12 protein-coding genes are annotated in these 15,002 nt (G+C 74.3%); 2 read left to right on the top strand and 10 right to left on the bottom strand.

The features are described 5' to 3' along the window. The 9 genes from AB0H87_RS10425 to AB0H87_RS10385 form a co-directional block, all read right to left on the bottom strand. Positions 1-243, bottom strand: a 243-nt coding sequence (locus AB0H87_RS10425; protein WP_360142459.1) for a hypothetical protein, incomplete at its 3' end; no start/stop codon positions are given. Positions 244-247: 4 nt separating this feature from the next. Further along, positions 248-883 carry a CbiX/SirB N-terminal domain-containing protein gene (locus AB0H87_RS10420; RefSeq protein ID WP_360142456.1) on the bottom strand — a complete coding sequence of 212 codons (636 nt, stop codon included), beginning with the start codon at positions 881-883 and terminating at the stop codon, positions 248-250. Continuing rightward, positions 880-1,971, bottom strand: a complete 1,092-nt coding sequence (locus AB0H87_RS10415; RefSeq protein ID WP_360142463.1) for a uroporphyrinogen-III synthase — start codon at positions 1,969-1,971, stop codon at positions 880-882. Before AB0H87_RS10415 ends, AB0H87_RS10420 begins: the two co-directional genes overlap by 4 nt. Positions 1,972-1,973: 2 nt before the next feature. After that, on the bottom strand, positions 1,974-2,294 hold the full coding sequence (nirD, locus tag AB0H87_RS10410; protein ID WP_360142454.1) for a nitrite reductase small subunit NirD: 321 nt from the start codon (positions 2,292-2,294) through the stop codon (positions 1,974-1,976). Then, complete coding sequence (gene nirB / locus AB0H87_RS10405) at positions 2,291-4,729, bottom strand: nitrite reductase large subunit NirB (RefSeq protein WP_360142452.1); 2,439 nt, start codon at positions 4,727-4,729, stop codon at positions 2,291-2,293. Before nirB ends, nirD begins: the two co-directional genes overlap by 4 nt. Next, positions 4,726-6,126, bottom strand: a complete 1,401-nt coding sequence (locus AB0H87_RS10400; protein WP_360142450.1) for an FAD-dependent oxidoreductase — start codon at positions 6,124-6,126, stop codon at positions 4,726-4,728. The genes nirB and AB0H87_RS10400 overlap by 4 nt, the downstream gene beginning before the upstream one ends. Then, positions 6,123-8,144 carry a molybdopterin oxidoreductase family protein gene (locus tag AB0H87_RS10395; protein ID WP_360142448.1) on the bottom strand — a complete coding sequence of 674 codons (2,022 nt, stop codon included), beginning with the start codon at positions 8,142-8,144 and terminating at the stop codon, positions 6,123-6,125. Before AB0H87_RS10395 ends, AB0H87_RS10400 begins: the two co-directional genes overlap by 4 nt. Before the next feature lie 68 nt (positions 8,145-8,212). Beyond that, the gene (locus AB0H87_RS10390) at positions 8,213-9,508 is read right to left on the bottom strand and encodes a nitrate/nitrite transporter (RefSeq protein ID WP_360142446.1); all 1,296 of its coding nucleotides are present in this window, start codon (positions 9,506-9,508) and stop codon (positions 8,213-8,215) included. Between the two features lie 116 nt (positions 9,509-9,624). Then, positions 9,625-11,076, bottom strand: a complete 1,452-nt coding sequence (locus AB0H87_RS10385; RefSeq protein WP_360142444.1) for an alkaline phosphatase PhoX — start codon at positions 11,074-11,076, stop codon at positions 9,625-9,627. Between the two features lie 176 nt (positions 11,077-11,252). Between AB0H87_RS10385 and AB0H87_RS10380 the strand changes: the two genes are divergently transcribed. Next, positions 11,253-13,403: a heavy metal translocating P-type ATPase gene (locus AB0H87_RS10380; protein WP_360142442.1), complete on the top strand. Its 2,151-nt coding sequence runs from the start codon at positions 11,253-11,255 to the stop codon at positions 13,401-13,403. Positions 13,404-13,416: 13 nt separating this feature from the next. Then, positions 13,417-14,088 (top strand): GNAT family N-acetyltransferase, encoded by a 672-nt coding sequence (locus AB0H87_RS10375; RefSeq protein ID WP_360142440.1) that lies wholly within the window; start codon positions 13,417-13,419, stop codon positions 14,086-14,088. Here the strand turns inward: AB0H87_RS10375 and AB0H87_RS10370 are convergent. Beyond that, complete coding sequence (locus tag AB0H87_RS10370; protein WP_360142438.1) at positions 14,058-15,002, bottom strand: hypothetical protein; 945 nt, start codon at positions 15,000-15,002, stop codon at positions 14,058-14,060. The two genes, AB0H87_RS10375 and AB0H87_RS10370, sit on opposite strands and share 31 nt — an antisense overlap.

The following is a 15,002-nucleotide window of genomic DNA, read 5'->3' as shown; positions in this document are numbered from 1 at the left end:
GCCAAGGGCTTTCACCTGCCAATGCGTCTCGGCGGGGTGCGCGAGCCCGGGCAGGTCCTCGGGCGACTCCCACGGCGTGGTCCGCACCTCGGCCTCGGCCGCGGCAACGGCCTCGGCACAGGACGGCTCACCGGACCCGCAGGCGACGAGGGCGGCCAGCGTCAACCCGGTGGCGACCACACACATCCCGCCGACGAACCCGCGCATCGCCATCGCGCCACCGTAGTCCAACCCGGCGAGCACCCGGTCAGGTGACGCGGCAGCTCGCGAGGTCCAGGACGGCTTCCGTGACCGCCGGGTGGTCGGCCAGGGGTGGGGTCACCAGATCGCTGCCCGCGGCGTGCAGTGACCGGTGGAAGCGGCCGTCAGCCAACAGGTAGGCGAGGGTGACCACCCGTTGGGCGCCCGCCGCGCGCAGGGCGCGGACCGCCTCCGGGACCGTGGGTGACGCGGTCGCGGCATAAGCGACCACCGCCGGCACCGGGAGCGCCGCGGCCACCGCGGCCACGTCCGCGCGTGCGCGTGGGTCGCTCGACCCGGCCGCCGCCAGCACGACGGCGTCGGCGGGTCCCGCCGCGGCCAGCCGGTCGGCCAGCACGCCGAGGAGACGGCCGTCCGCGCCCAGCGGCGGCGTGACCACCGCGTCCACGCCCTCCGTCGCCGAGGCGATGTCGACCCGCACGTGGTAGCCCGCCGTCAGCAGCAGCGGCACCACGACCGCGGGTTCCGTCAGCCCGCGCACGACGTCGCGTACGTGCGGCGCTTGCACATCCACATAGGACAACCGGACGTCCGTGCGGCCCCCGATCCGCCGAGCGAGCGCGCGGATCTGTGCCTGCCCCGCGCGGACCCGGGTGCCGTGTGCCACCAACACCACCGTCATGCCGCGACCCGCAGCCGGTAGCCCCGCTTGATGACCGTCTCGACCAGGTCCGCCGCGCCCAGCGCCGACCGCAGCCGGGCCATGGCCACGTCGACCGCGTGGCCCTCGCCGCCGCTGGGCAGTGCCGCGGCGAGCCGCGCGCGGGACACGACCGCGCCGGGTCGGGCGGCCAACTCCCGCAGCAGCGCGACCGACGCCGGCGCAAGTGGGCGGAAGCCACCGTCGACGACCGCGCCGTGTCCGCGCAGCTCGATCGTGACCCCGCCGACGGTCAGGCGGCGGGCGCGCGCGGGCAGCGCGTCCGTGACCGCCTTGACCAGGGCGCCCAGCCGCGCGCGGTCGGGCACCAGGGCCGGCACGCCGCGGTCGCGCAGCGGCGCGGCGGTGACCGGTCCCACGCAGGCGGCCAGGACCCGGTCGCCGAAGGCGTCGAGGACGGCGCCGGCCCGGTCGCCGCCGGCGTCGAGCAGCGCGGTGACCGCCGGCGCGCTGGTGAACGTCACCGCGTCGACCTGGCCGGTGACCACCTGGTCGACCAGCCGGCGCAGCGGCTCACCGTCCTCCCGAGCCGTCCAGCGGTAGACCGGCACCTCGACCACGTCGGCCCCGGCCGAGCGCAGCGCGTCCGTGAAGTCGTCCTGCGGGCCGCCGTGCAGCTGCACCGCGATCCGGCGGCCGGCCACCCCCTCGGCGAGCAGCGCGGCCAGGATCTCGGCGCACGACTCGGTCGGGGCGGACCAGTGCTCGGACAGCCCCGCGGCCCGGATCGCGCCGCAGGGCTTGGCGCCGCGGGCGATGACCCGGGCCGCGCGCAGACCGCCCCGCAGGGCGTCGCCGACGCCCCAGCCCTCCGCCGCCTCCAGCCAGCCGCGGAAGCCGATTCCGGTGGTCGCGACGACGACGTCCGGCACGTGCGCCACGCAGGCCGCGGTGGCGGCGTGCAGCGCGGCGTCGTCGAGGAGCGGGATGATCGTGATGGCCGGCGCGAGGACCACCCGGGCGCCGCGACGCTCCAGCATCGTGGTCAGCTCGTCGCGGCGCCGTTCCGCGGTGACCGCGACCGTGAACCCGAGCAGTGGCGCTTCCACGCTCACGGAGCGGCCACCTCGACGACGCCGTCGCGGACCCGGACCGGGAACACCGGCACCCGCGCGTCCGCGTCGAGGCACTCGCCGGTGTCCAGGTCGTACGCCTGCTTGTGCATCGGCGACGCGATCACGGGCCGGTCGCCGCGGGTGCCGACGACCCCGCGGGACAGGACGTGCGCGCCGCTGACGGGGTCGCGGTTGCCGATCGCCCGCAGGCCGTCGTCGTGCAGGCGGAACACCGCCACCTGCTCGGTGCCCAGCAGGGCCGCCACGCCCCGCTCGGGCAGCAGGTCCCCGAACGGGCAGACAGGGGTCCAGATCATCGACGCACCTCCGGAAGGCCGAGGAAGGGCACGGGTTGCCCCCGCTCGCGGACGAACGAGATCGACGGGTCCGGCGTCTCCGGCGCGTTGACGAAGGAGACGAACCGGCGCAGCTTCACGGGGTCCGTCAGCACGTCCCGCCACTCGTCGGTGTAGGAGGCGACGTGCCGTGCCATCGCTGCGTCGAGGTCGGCGCACAGGCCGAGGCTGTCGTCGACGATGACCGCGCGCAGGTGGTCGAGACCGCCGTCCAGGCCCTCGATCCAGGCCGCGGTGCGCTGCAACCGGTCCGCGGTGCGGATGTAGTACATGAGGAACCGGTCGACGGTGCGCACCAGCGTGTCGGTATCCACATCGGACAGGAACAGGTCGGCGTGCCGGGGTCGGAAACCGCCGTTGCCGCCCACGTAGAGGTTCCAGCCGTTGTCGGTGGCGATGATGCCGAAGTCCTTGCTCCGGGCCTCCGCGCACTCCCGGGCACAGCCGGAGACGGCCGACTTCAGTTTGTGCGGCGCCCGCAGCCCGCGGTAGCGCAGCTCGAGCGCGATCGCGAGCCCGACCGAGTCCTGCACCCCGTAACGGCACCAGGTCGAGCCCACGCACGACTTCACGGTGCGCAGCGCCTTCCCGTACGCGTGGCCCGACTCGAACCCCGCGGCGACCAGCCGCCGCCAGATCTCGGGCAGCTGCTCGACCCGGGCACCGAGCAGGTCGATCCGCTGCCCGCCGGTGATCTTCGTGTAGAGCCCGAAGTCCCGGGCGACCTCGCCGATCACGATCAGCTTGTCGGGCGTGATCTCGCCGCCCGGTATCCGCGGCACCACCGAGTACGTGCCGTCCCGCTGGATGTTGGCGAGGAAGTGGTCGTTGGTGTCCTGCAGCGCCGCCCGCTCGCCGTCGAGGACGTGTCCGGTGCCAAGCGACGCCAGGATCGAGGCCACCGCGGGCTTGCAGATGTCGCAGCCCCGGCCCGTGCCGTATTCGGCGACGAGGCCCGAGAACGTGCGGATGCCGCGCACCCGGGCCAGGTCGAAGAGCTCCTGGCGCGAGTACGCGAAGTGTTCGCAGAGCGCCTTCGACTGCGCCACGCCGGCCTCGGTGAGCAGGGACTTCAGCAGCGGCACGCACGAACCGCAGGTGGTGCCGGCGCGGGTGCAGGCCTTGACGGCGGCCACGTCGGCGCAACCGTCGGCGACCGCGGCCAGCACCGCGTCCTTGCGCACGTTGTTGCAGCTGCAGACCTGGGCGTCGCCCGGCAGCGCCACGTCGGGCGCGCCCGTCGACAGGAAGTCGGCCAGCTTGCCGGGCACGGACCCGCCGACCGCGGCGCGCAGGCTCCCGTACGCGCTCGCGTCCCCGACCAGGATGCCGCCGAGGAGCGTCCGCGCGTCGTCGGTCAGCGCGAGCTTGGCGTACAGCCCGTTGGCCGGGTCGGCGTAGACCACGTCGAGCGCCCCGGCGGTCTGCCCGAAGCTGGCCACGTCGACGCCGAGCAGCTTGAGCTTCGTGGAGGTGTCGGCGCCGCCGAAGGTCGCGGCACCGCCGAGCAGGCGGTCGACGACCACGTCGGCCATCGCGTAGCCCGGCGCGACCAGGCCGTAGCACCGCCCGTCGACGGCGGCGCACTCGCCGATCGCGAAGATGGCCGGGTCGCTGGTCGTGAGCGCCTCGTCGACCAGGACCCCGCCGCGCTCCGCGATCGCCAGGCCGGCCGCGCGGGCCAGCTCGTCGCGGGGGCGGACGCCGGCCGCGAAGACCACGACGTCCGTGTCGAGGGCGAGGTCGCCGGCGGTGTCGACCCGCAGCCCGGGCGCGATCGCGGTCACGGCCGTGCCGGTGTGCACGGCGATCCCGAGCTCCTCGATCCGCCGGCGCAGCATCGCACCGCCGGCCGCGTCGAGCTGCATGGGCATGAGGTGCGGCGCGAACTCCACGACGGAGGTCCGCAGGCCCAGCAGCCGCAGCGCGTTGGCCGCCTCCAGGCCGAGCAGGCCGCCGCCGACGACGGTCCCGACGGCGCGCCCGGCCGCGTACGCCCGCAGCGCCTCCAGGTCGTCGAGTGTCCGGTAGACGAAGCAGCCGGGCGCGTCGTGGCCCGGCACCGGCGGCACGAACGCCCGCGAGCCGGTCGCCAACACGAGCGCGTCGTACGCGAACTCCCCGTCGGCCGTGCGCACCACCCGCGCGTCGCGATCCACCGCCAGCGCCGGCGACCCGAGCCGGATGTCCACACCGGACGGTACGCCGGCGGGTGCCAGCGTGAGGTCCTCGGCGGAGGCGCCTTCGAAGAACGCCGAGAGCCGCACGCGGTCGTAGGCGCGCCGGCTCTCCTCCGCGAGCACCGTCACCGACCACCGGCCGGCGGTGTCGCGGGCGGCGAGCGCCTCGATGAACCGCTGCCCGACCATTCCGTTGCCCACGACGACGAGTCTCATGCCGCCACCTCCGCACTGGGATCCACACAGGACAGCCAATCGACCAGGCCGCACACCGCTTCCCGGCAGCTTCCGCAACCGGTGGTGGCCCGGGTGGCCGCGATCACGTCGGCGACGCTGCGGCCGCCGGCCCGCCAGGCGGCGGTGATGGCCGCCTTGCGCACGGTGTTGCACCGGCAGACCACGGCCGCGTCCGGCATCAGGGCGGGCGACTCGGTCGCGGCGGCTGCGTCGCCGCCGTGCGCGCGTCCGAGCAACAGCGACCGCCGGTCGGCCGGCACCTCGGCGTTGCGGTCGAAGAGCTGCACGACCGTGCCCACCAACGGGTTGTCGCCCAGCAGCACCGCGCCGGTGATCCGGTTCGCCGCGATGACCAGCCGGGCGTACGTGCCGCGGGCGGGATCGGCGAAGCTGACCACCTCGGCGTCCGCGGCGGCGTCCGGGGATCCCATCGCCGCGAGGTCGACGCCGCTGGCCTTGAGCCGGGTCACCACGCGCGAGCCCCGGTAGGCGGTCGAGCCGCCGGTGAGCCGGTCCGCGACCGTGGCGGCGTGGTCCCAGGCCGGTGCGACGAGCCCGTAGACGGTCCCGCGATGCTCCGCACAGTCGCCGATCGCGAACACGCGCGGGTCGCTGGTGCGCAGCGCGTCGTCGACGACGACGCCGTGCGCCACCGTCAGCCCGGCCTCGGCCGCGAGCCGGGTCTCCGGCCGCACGCCGCAGGCGAGCACGAGCAGGTCCGCCGGGATCCCGGTGCCGTCGGCCAGGCGCAGCGCCGTGCCGGTCCACTCCTCGGCGACCGCGTCGACGTGCGCCCGGATGCCGAGGCCGGCCAGCGTGCGGCCGAGCACCCGGCCGCCGTCGCCGTCGAGCTGGCGCTCCATGAGGTGCGGGCCGCGGTGCACGAGGTCGACGGCGAGACCGCGGCCGGCCAGGCCGCGGGCCGCCTCCACGCCGAGCAGGCCGCCGCCGAGGACGACCGCGCGCCGGGCACCGGACGCGTGGTGCACGATCCGCCGGCAGTCGTCGAGCGTCCGGAACGCGTACACCTCGGGGCGGTCGAATCCGGGCAGCGGCGGCACGATCGGCGCCGACCCGGTGGCGAGGACGAGCGCGTCGTACTCGTGGTCCTCGCGGGTCGTCCGGACGATCCGCCGGGCGCGGTCGATCGCGAGCACCGGCTCGCCCAGCCGCACGTCGGCCCCGGCGGGTGCGGCCGCGATCGCGAGGTCGTCCGCGTCCACCTTCCCGGCGAGCAGGGTCGACAGCAGGATCCGGTTGTACGGGCGGTCGGGCTCGGCGCCCAGCGCGGTCACCTTGAGGTCGGCGTCGCGGGCCCGCAGCTCGGCGACCGCCCGCGACCCGGCCATCCCGTAGCCCACCACCAGCACCCTCATGCCGGTGTCACCCGTGCCGCGCAGACCTTGAACTCCGGCATCCGTGAGACCGGGTCGAGCGCGGGGTTGGTCAGCGTGTTCGCCCGGGCCGCGCCGGCGTAGTGGAACGGCATGAAGACCGTGTCCGCCCGGATCGCCTCGCTGAGCCGGGCCGGCGCGGTCGCGGTGCCGCGCCGGGTGGCGACCGTGACCGCGGCCCCGTCCGTGACGCCGAGGCTTGCGGCGAGGTCCGGGTGGAGCTCGACGAACGGCTCGCCGGGCAGCGCGGCGACGCGCCGGGTCTGCGCGCCGGACTGGTACTGCGTCAGCACCCGGCCCGTCGTCAGGTAGAGCGGGAAGTCCGCGTCGGGCTCCTCGGCCGCCGGCCGGTGCTCGACGGGCACGAACCGCGCCCGGCCGTCCGGCGTCGCGAACCGGTCCAGGAACATCCGCGGCGTGCCGGGGTGCGACTCGTCGGGGCAGGGCCAGAAGACGCCGCCGTCGGCCTCGATCCGCTCGTACGTGATCCCGGCGTAGTCCGCGATCCCGCCCGCGCTGGCCCGGCGCAGCTCGCCGAAGACGGCCCGCGGGTCGCCCGAGGTGGGCGCGCCCAGCCGGCCGGAGAGGTCGGCGAGCACGGCGAGGTCGGTGCGGACACCGTGCGGCGGCGCGGCCAGCTTCCGGCGGCGGATCACCCGACCCTCGAGGTTGGTCAGCGTGCCGTCCTCCTCGGCCCACTGCGCGGTGGGCAGCACCACGTCCGCGAGCGCGGCCGTCTCGGAGAGCACGAAGTCGGCCACGACGAGCAGGTCGAGGTCGCGCAACCAGCGCTGCACGCCGGCGGCGCGGGGTGCCGACACGGCCGGGTTCGAGCCGAACACCAGCAGGGCGTGGACGCTGTCGTCCGTCAGGAGCTCGTACGCGGACGGCCCCGGCCCGGGGATGTCGGCCGGGTCGACGCCCCAGACGGCGGCCACGTGGGCGCGCGCGGCCGGGTCGTCGATGCGCCGGTAGCCGGGCAGCTGGTCGGCCTTCTGCCCGTGCTCCCGCCCGCCCTGGCCGTTGCCCTGCCCGGTGAGGCAGCCGTAGCCGGTGCCGGCCCGCCCGGGCAGGCCGAGCGCGAGCGCCAGGTTGACGAACGCGGTGACCGTGTCCGTGCCCTTGGCGTGCTGCTCGGCGCCGCGCGCGGTCAGCACCATCGCCCGGCGGGCTTCGGCCAGGCGCTCGACGGTCGCGTAGAGGTCGGCCACCGGCACCCCGGTCAGCCGCTCGACCCGGGCCGGCCACCACTGCGCGACCGCGGCGCGGACCGCGTCGAAGCCGGTGGTGCGCGCGTCCACGTACGCCTTGTCGACGTGGCCCTCGGTGATCGCGATGTGCAGGAGGCCGTTGCCGAGCGCCAGGTCGGTGCCGGGCGTCGGCTGCAGGTGCAGCGCCGCCAGCCGCGCGGTGGCCGTGCGGCGCGGGTCGACGACGACCAGCCCGGCGCGGTCGAGGTGCCGCACGAACGGTGGCATCGTCTCGGCCGGGTTCGCGCCGACCAGCAGCACCGCGTCGGCGGCGGCGACGTCCTCGACCGGGAACGGCAGGCCGCGGTCGACGCCGAACGCCCGCGCCCCGGCCGCGGCGGCCGAGGACATGCAGAACCGCCCGTTGTAGTCGATCGTCCGCGTGCGCAGGGCGACCCGGGCGAACCGGCCCAGCGCGTACGCCTTCTCGTTGGTCAGGCCGCCTCCACCGAAGACCGCGACGGCATCGCGGCCGTGCCGGGCCTGGACGCGTCGGATGCCCGCGACGATCCGGTCGAGCGCCGCGGGCCAGGTCGCCGGCCGCAGGACGCCGCCGCCGTCCCGGACCAGGGGTGAGGTCAGCCGCTCGGGGTGCTGGAGCAGGTCGGCCGAGGTCCAGCCCTTCTGGCACAGCCCGCCGCGGTTGGTCGGGAAGTCGCGCCCCTCGACACCGACGCCGGCGGTGGTGGCCCGCAGGGTCATCCCGCACTGCAGGGCGCAGTACGGGCAGTGGGTGTCGGCCGCCGGCATGCCCACCACGGTCGCCAGCGGCCGTTTCGGGCCTGGCTCGCCGCTGTTACCAGGTTGAAAATCGCGCATCACGGCGTCCGACCGGCGGTGGTGAGCGTGCGTCCGCGCAGGTAGCACCACCAGGTGACGACCACGCAGACGGCGTAGCCGGCCAGGAACACGAGCAGCGCGGCGTCGATCGAGCCGGTCCGGGCCGTGGACACCCCGAACCCGCGCGGGATCAGGAACCCGCCGAGTGCGCCGACGGCGGCCGCGATGCCGATCACCGCCGCCGCGCGGGCGTCCCGGAAGATCGCCGGGATCATCCGGTACGTCGAGCCGTTGCCGACCCCGCTGGCCACGAAAAGCAGCAGGAACGCCCCGAGGAACGGCCCGAAGTCGTCCTTGTTGGCCAGCACGGCGGCCACGCCGGCGGCCATGACGACGAACGTCACCACGGTGACCCGGGCGCCGCCGACCCGGTCCGCCAGCCAGCCGCCGACGGGCCGCGCGGCCGAGCCCACGAGCGGGCCGAGCGCGGCGAACAGGACGCCGGACACCGCCGGGAACTCGGTCTTGATCAGCAGCGGCAGCGCCGCCGAGTAGCCGATGAAGCTGCCGAACGTGCCGATGTACAGGAACGACATCACCCAGGTGTGCGGGTTCCGGAGCACGGCGGCCTGCTCGCGCAGCGGGGCCCGGGACACGGCGAGGTTGTCCATGCGCCGCCAGGCTCCCGCCGCGGCGACGAGCACGGGCAACAGCCAGAGCAGCGGGGCGTACGCCAGGTGCAGGCCGGTGCCGGCGACGATCACGAGCGGCACGGCGAACTGGACGACGGCGACGCCGATGTTGCCGCCGGCGGCGTTGACGCCGAGCGCGAGGCCCTTGTGCCGTTCAGGATAGAAGTAGGAGATGTTCGCCATCGACGAGGCGAAGTTGCCGCCGCCGAGTCCCGCGGTCGCGGCCGCGGCGGCGAAGGCCCAGTAGGGCGTCGCGGGGTTGGTCACGCAGGCGACCATCAGCCCGATCGGCACGAGCAGCAGCACGGCCGAGACGGTGGTCCAGTTGCGGCCGCCGAACCTCGAGACGGCGGCCGTGTACGGGATGCGCATGACGGCGCCGACCAGGTTCGGCAGGGCGACGAGCCAGAAGAGCTGGTCGACGGAGAACGCGTACCCGGCAGCGGGCAGGCTCACGGCGACGGCGCTCCACAGCAGCCAGACGGAGAAGCCGAGATGCTCGACGACGATCGACCAGACCAGGTTCCGCCGTGCGACCCGGCGTCCGGTCGTGGCCCAGAAACGCTCGTCCTCGGGATGCCAGTCGGTGATCCAGCGGTCCGGCCGGACCGGTGGCGCGTGGGTGACCGTGGTCGTCGTCATGGCCGCCACTGTCGGTGCCGGCCGTTGCGCCGCCATGACCGCGAGGGTGCGGCGCCCGTGAAATCGCCCTCACCGCGCCGGTAGGGGCCCGGTGAGGCCCCTACCGGTCAGCGGGATCAGCCGAGGTACTTCTCCCACGGGCCCGTGATGGCCAGGGTGAGGCCCGGGTCCTGCATGTTGACGAAGAGCACCTTGCCGTCCTCGGTGAAGGTCGGCCCGCAGAACTCCGAGTCGTTGAGCTCGTTGCGGGCGATCGCGTAGGTCGGCCCGCCCGGGAACGAGCTGAGCACGTGCGAGGCGCCCGCGCCGTCCTCGGCCAGGACCAGGCTGCCCCACGGCGTCACCGTGACGTTGTCCGGGCCGTCGAAGGTCAGGTCGGTGTACTTGGCGGTCGCGCCGTCCTCGGCCGTGGCCTGGTGCGGGAAGTACGTGACCAGCTGGATCGTCTGGTCCTGGTAGTTGTAGAACCAGACCATGCCGTCGTGCGGCACGGCGTCGGTCGGCAGCTCACCCTCGTCCCAGGCATACGAGTTGACGACGTACACGCCCTCGTCCGTGCCCCAGACGCCCTCGAACTTCTTGCCCCGGGTGACCTTGCCCTCGGCGAACTGCTCGCGGACCGGCTTGGTCTGCGCGTCGCGCTCGGGCACCTCGACCCAGCGCACCGGGAACGGGCGGCCGAGCTGGGCGGACGTCAGGTGCGCCACGTCCGGCAGCACCGAGCCGTCGTCCATGATGATCGCCATCGCGGCGAGCGTGCCGGCGTTCGGGGCGAGCCGGGTCAGCACGCCCGGGCCCAGCTTGACGCCGCGGGGCGCGGTCCAGCGGTAGAACAGGCCGTTGGGCTCGCCGGCGTCCTCCGACAGGTAGACGCTCGCGCGGTCCTTGCCGATCGCCAGCGCCTCGTGGGCGTACCGGCCGAACGCCTTGATCGGGCGTGGGTCCGCCTTGCCGTCGGAGGTGACCTCGAAGACGTAACCGTGGTCCTTCTGGAAGGTGCCGGACGCGTCGCCCTCTTCCCAGCTGTCGCCGGCCTTGTCGTCGGTCTCCTCGCAGGTCAGCCAGCTCTCCCACGGCGTCGGGCCGCCGGCGCAGTTGGAGACGGTGCCCGAGATGCCGACGAACTCGCCGTAGTTGCGGCCCGCGCGGTCGGTGGTGATCACGGTGCAGCCACCGGCGTTGACCGCGCCCGGGTCGTACACGGTGCCCTTGACGTGCGGCACGCCGTGCTCGGCACCCGGGTCGATCTCGTGGTTCTGGATGATCGTGTAGCGGCCGTGGCCGGCGTCGAAGACGGCCATGCCGTCGTGGTCGGCCGGGGTCAGGCCCTGGCCCTTGTCGAGCTTGGTGACACCGGTGCGGGTGACGATCGTGTAGCTGAAGCCCTCGGGCAGCGCGAGGATGCCCTTGGGGTCTTTCTTCAGCGGCGGGAACGGCTTGTGGTCGCCGCTCGGCTTGGCCGGGCGACCGGGGTGGGCCTGGGCCAGCGACGGCACGGCACCGGCCACGGCGAGGCCGACGACACCGGCGGCACCGCCGGTGAGCAGGGCACGACGAGAAGAAGGCACGTGGTTGCTCCTATTCCGAACGTCAGTCAACGTCCCTGAGCCAACTCCCGCGGGCCGACGCCGCCACACCATCAGGGTGAGAGGTCAGCGACGTCTGCGTTAAGAACGCTTGACCTGATACCCCCTGGGGGTAAGGTAAGGCCATGGCGATACCTCCCGGGGGTAATCTGGTCGGCGTGGAACACCGGATCGAGCTGGCGATCGGCGGCATGACGTGCGCGTCCTGCGCGAGCCGCATCGAGAAGAAGCTCAACCGGCTCACGGGCGTGACCGCGTCGGTCAACTACGCCACGGAGACCGCGACCGTGACCGCACCGCCGGCCGTCACCGTCGACGACCTGATCGAGACCGTCAGGAAGACGGGCTACACGGCCGAGCCGGCGCGGCGACCCGACGCGGAAGCGACACCGGAAGACCGGGACGAAACCCACGACCTGCGCACGAAGGTGCTGGTCTCGGCGATCCTGGCCGTCCCGGTGATCGTCCTCGCGATGGTCCCGGCCTGGCAGTTCACCTACTGGCAGTGGCTCTCGCTGACCCTGGCCGCGCCCGTCGTGGTCTGGGGCGGTGCCGCCTTCCACCGCGCCGCGTGGGTCAACCTCCGGCACGGCGCCGCGACCATGGACACGTTGATCTCCATCGGCACCCTGGCCGCGCTCGGCTGGTCGCTCTGGGCGCTGTTCTTCGGCATGGCCGGCGAGCCGGGTGTCCGCCACGGCTTCTCGCTCACCCTCGAACGCGGCGCGGGCACCGACGCGATCTATCTCGAGGTCGCGGCCGGCGTGACCGTGTTCGTGCTGGCCGGCCGCTACTTCGAGGCCCGCGCCAAGCGGCGCGCCGGCGCCGCCCTCAAGGCCCTCGCCGACCTCGGCGCCAAGCAGGTCACGATCCTGCGCGACGGCCGCGAGGAGGTCCGGCCGGTGGCCGAGCTGCGGGCGGGCGACCGGTTCGTCGTCCGGCCCGGCGAGAAGATCGCCACCGACGGCCTCGTCGAGCAGGGCGCCTCCGCGATCGACCAGAGCCTGCTGACCGGCGAGTCGGTGCCGGTCGAGGTCGGCCCCGGCGACCGGGTCACCGGCGGCACCGTCAACGCCGACGGCCGGCTCGTCGTCACCGCGACCAAGGTCGGCGCGGAGACCCAGCTCGCCCAGATCGCCCGCCTGGTCAGCCAGGCACAGAGCGGCAAGGCCGAGGTGCAGCGGCTGGCCGACCGGATCTCCGGCGTGTTCGTGCCGATCGTGCTGTTGCTCGCCGTCGGGACGTTCGGTTACTGGTGGGGCACGGGTGGCGGCCCGGCCGCCGCGTTCACGGCCGGCATCGCGGTGCTGATCATCGCCTGCCCGTGCGCGCTGGGGCTGGCCACGCCGACCGCGCTGCTGGTGGGCACCGGCCGCGGCGCGCAGCGGGGCATCCTGATCAAGGGCCCCGAGGTGCTGGAGTCGACCCGCACGGTCGACACGATCGTGCTCGACAAGACCGGCACCGTCACCACCGGCCGGCTCGCGGTGGTCGGCACCGACGGCCCGGCCGAGGTGCTCCGCTACGCCGCCGCGGTCGAGGCCGGCTCCGAGCACCCGATCGGGCGGGCCATCGTCGCCGCCGCGGCCGGTCCGCTGCCCCCGGTCACCGACTTCCGCTCGGTGCCTGGTCGCGGCGTCCGCGGCACCGTCGAGGGGCACGAGGTGCTGGTCGGCCGGGCCGAGTTCACCGGCGGCACCGCCGACGCGAACGAGGCCGGGCACACGGTGGTCACGGTCGCCATCGACCAGCGGGTACGCGGCCGGCTCCGGCTCGCCGACGACATCCGCCCGACCAGCCGCGCCGCGGTGGCCGCGCTGCGCGACCTCGGCCTGCGGCCGGTGCTGCTGACCGGCGACAACGTGGCCGCGGCGCGCAAGGTGGGCGAGAGCGTCGGCATCGACGAGGTCATCGCCGAGGTGCTGCCCGCCGACAAGGTCGACACGGTCAAGCGGCTCCAGGACGAGGGGCGCGTGGTCGCGATGGTCGGCGACGGCGTCAACGACGCGGCCGCCCTGGCCCAGGCCGACCTGGGGCTCGCGATGGGTGCGGGCACGGACGTGGCGATCGAGGCGGCCGACCTGACCCTGGTCCGTGACGACCTCACCGCCGCCGGTGACGCGATCCGCCTCTCCCGGCGTACGCTCCGAGTCATCAAGGGCAATCTCTTCTGGGCCCTGGCCTACAACGTCGGCGCACTCCCGCTCGCCGCGGCCGGGCTGCTCAATCCGATGATCGCGGGCGCCGCGATGGCGCTATCGTCGGTGTTCGTCGTGTCCAACAGCCTGCGGCTGCGCCGCTTCCACTGACCGGAGGACCCGGGTGCTCGACACGCGCCTCTACCACCACCTGGTGACGTGGTTGGGCCAGTGGCCCATCCGGCAGGCGCTGCAGATCGTGGGCTCCGAGAAACGCTTGCGCCCGGGCTGGGACGGGGCGGTCCGGCCGGTGGCCGGCCTCGGCACACCCGACGGCGTGCTGATGTCGGTGCCGCCGGACAAGGTCGATACCGTGCGCGCGCTGGCCGACCTGCCGTTGCCGGATCTGCTCGACAAGCTGCCGGGCGCGGTCGACCATGACGGGTGGCGGGCCTTCGAGGCGGTGTTCCGCTGGACGACCGACCCGGCGCCGCTTCCCGACGCGGGGGAGTGGATCCCGGCCGTCGACCCGGTCGTGCCGAAGTGGCTGCGCCCGTTCGGCGCTGAGGTGCTGGTCGCCCGCGACGACGACGGCGGCTATCTCGCCGGGGTGGGCATCAAGCGGCACGACCCGTACGGCAACGAGCTGTCCGTCGGCACCGAACCCGCCGCCCGCGGCCGCGGCCTGGCCCGCCGGCTGGTCGCGCAGGCGGCCCGCCGCGTGCTCGACGAGGGGGCGGTGCCGACCTACCTGCACGACCCGGCCAACCTGGCGTCGGGCAAGGTGGCGACGGCGGCGGGCTTTCCCGACCTGGGCTGGGTCGCCTACGGCGTGTTCGGCCCGGAAGGTCCGTGAGCCACCAGCCGCGGGGCCGGGTCGACCCGGCTGAGCTCCCGGTAGGCCAGCACGCCCGTCCAGATCACCAGGACGGCCGAGACGATCGCGAACCAGGGCAGCAGCAACCGGTTGGTCTCGTGCACCTGGAACACGTCGCCGTAGCGGGAATGCCAGCCCAGCTGGATCGCCACCTCGAGGATCAGCACGATCCGCGCCCACCGGGTGAGCCTGCGCCAGTGGCCCTCGTGTGCGACCCACAGGTGCAGGGCGATCAGCAGCACGACCATGACGGCCAGCCACGGGATCCGCAGCCAGCTCAGGAACGAGCCGCTGAACTCCAGCTCCTCGGCGCGGAAGCGCCCGAACGTCAGCGCCGTCAGCAGCGGCTGCGGAACCAGGTAGCAGAGCAGGAAGACCAGCCAGAACACGGTGTACGCGACGGCGCCGGGCCACCCTGCGCGGTCGGAGCGCGCCCGCACCGGCCGCGGCTTCCACGCGAACGCGTCGGGCCGGTAGCGCAGGATGACGCTCCTGGTCGTGAACCCCACGAGCAGGAGGCCGAACCAGGCAAGCACGGCGACGCTGCTGCGCGTGCCCGCCTCGGGGAAGGTCTGCTCGGCGGTCGGATAGAACAGCAACGACAGCACCGAGCCACCTGCCAGCGCGGCGACGATGAAGCTCCACGTGTCGCCGGGTGCGATCAGCGTGAACGGCCGGTGGTAGCGGCCCGCGGTGTCACCCGGGCGGCCGAACGCGCGCAGCATCTCCGTGGCCAGCTCGGCGTCCGCCGGCCGCCCGGTCGACGCCGCGCGGCTGCGCAGGTCCTCGCGGAGCAGGGCGCGCAGCTCGAAGGCCACGTCGTCGCGCTTGGCACCGGGCAGCCGCCGGGCCACGTCGTGCACATAGCTGTCGATGACGTCGTTGGCGTCCAT

It is taken from the genome of Asanoa sp. NPDC050611 (genome assembly GCF_040654855.1).
Taxonomy (GTDB): Bacteria; Actinomycetota; Actinomycetes; order Mycobacteriales; family Micromonosporaceae; genus Asanoa.
Note: the sequence above shows the minus strand (reverse complement) of the source record. Positions and strands in the feature narration are given on the sequence as shown.

What these genes read in the sequence shown, in the direction of transcription:
- AB0H87_RS10395 (WP_360142448.1), bottom strand. Translation starts at nt 8,144, where the DNA reads ATGCCGGCGGCCGACACCCACTGCCCGTACTGCGCCCTGCAGTGCGGG.
- AB0H87_RS10390 (WP_360142446.1), bottom strand. Translation starts at nt 9,508, where the DNA reads ATGACGACGACCACGGTCACCCACGCGCCACCGGTCCGGCCGGACCGC.
- nirB (WP_360142452.1), bottom strand. Translation starts at nt 4,729, where the DNA reads ATGAGACTCGTCGTCGTGGGCAACGGAATGGTCGGGCAGCGGTTCATC.
- nirD (WP_360142454.1), bottom strand. Translation starts at nt 2,294, where the DNA reads ATGATCTGGACCCCTGTCTGCCCGTTCGGGGACCTGCTGCCCGAGCGG.
- AB0H87_RS10370 (WP_360142438.1), bottom strand. Translation starts at nt 15,002, where the DNA reads ATGGACGCCAACGACGTCATCGACAGCTATGTGCACGACGTGGCCCGG.
- AB0H87_RS10420 (WP_360142456.1), bottom strand. Translation starts at nt 883, where the DNA reads ATGACGGTGGTGTTGGTGGCACACGGCACCCGGGTCCGCGCGGGGCAG.
- AB0H87_RS10400 (WP_360142450.1), bottom strand. Translation starts at nt 6,126, where the DNA reads ATGAGGGTGCTGGTGGTGGGCTACGGGATGGCCGGGTCGCGGGCGGTC.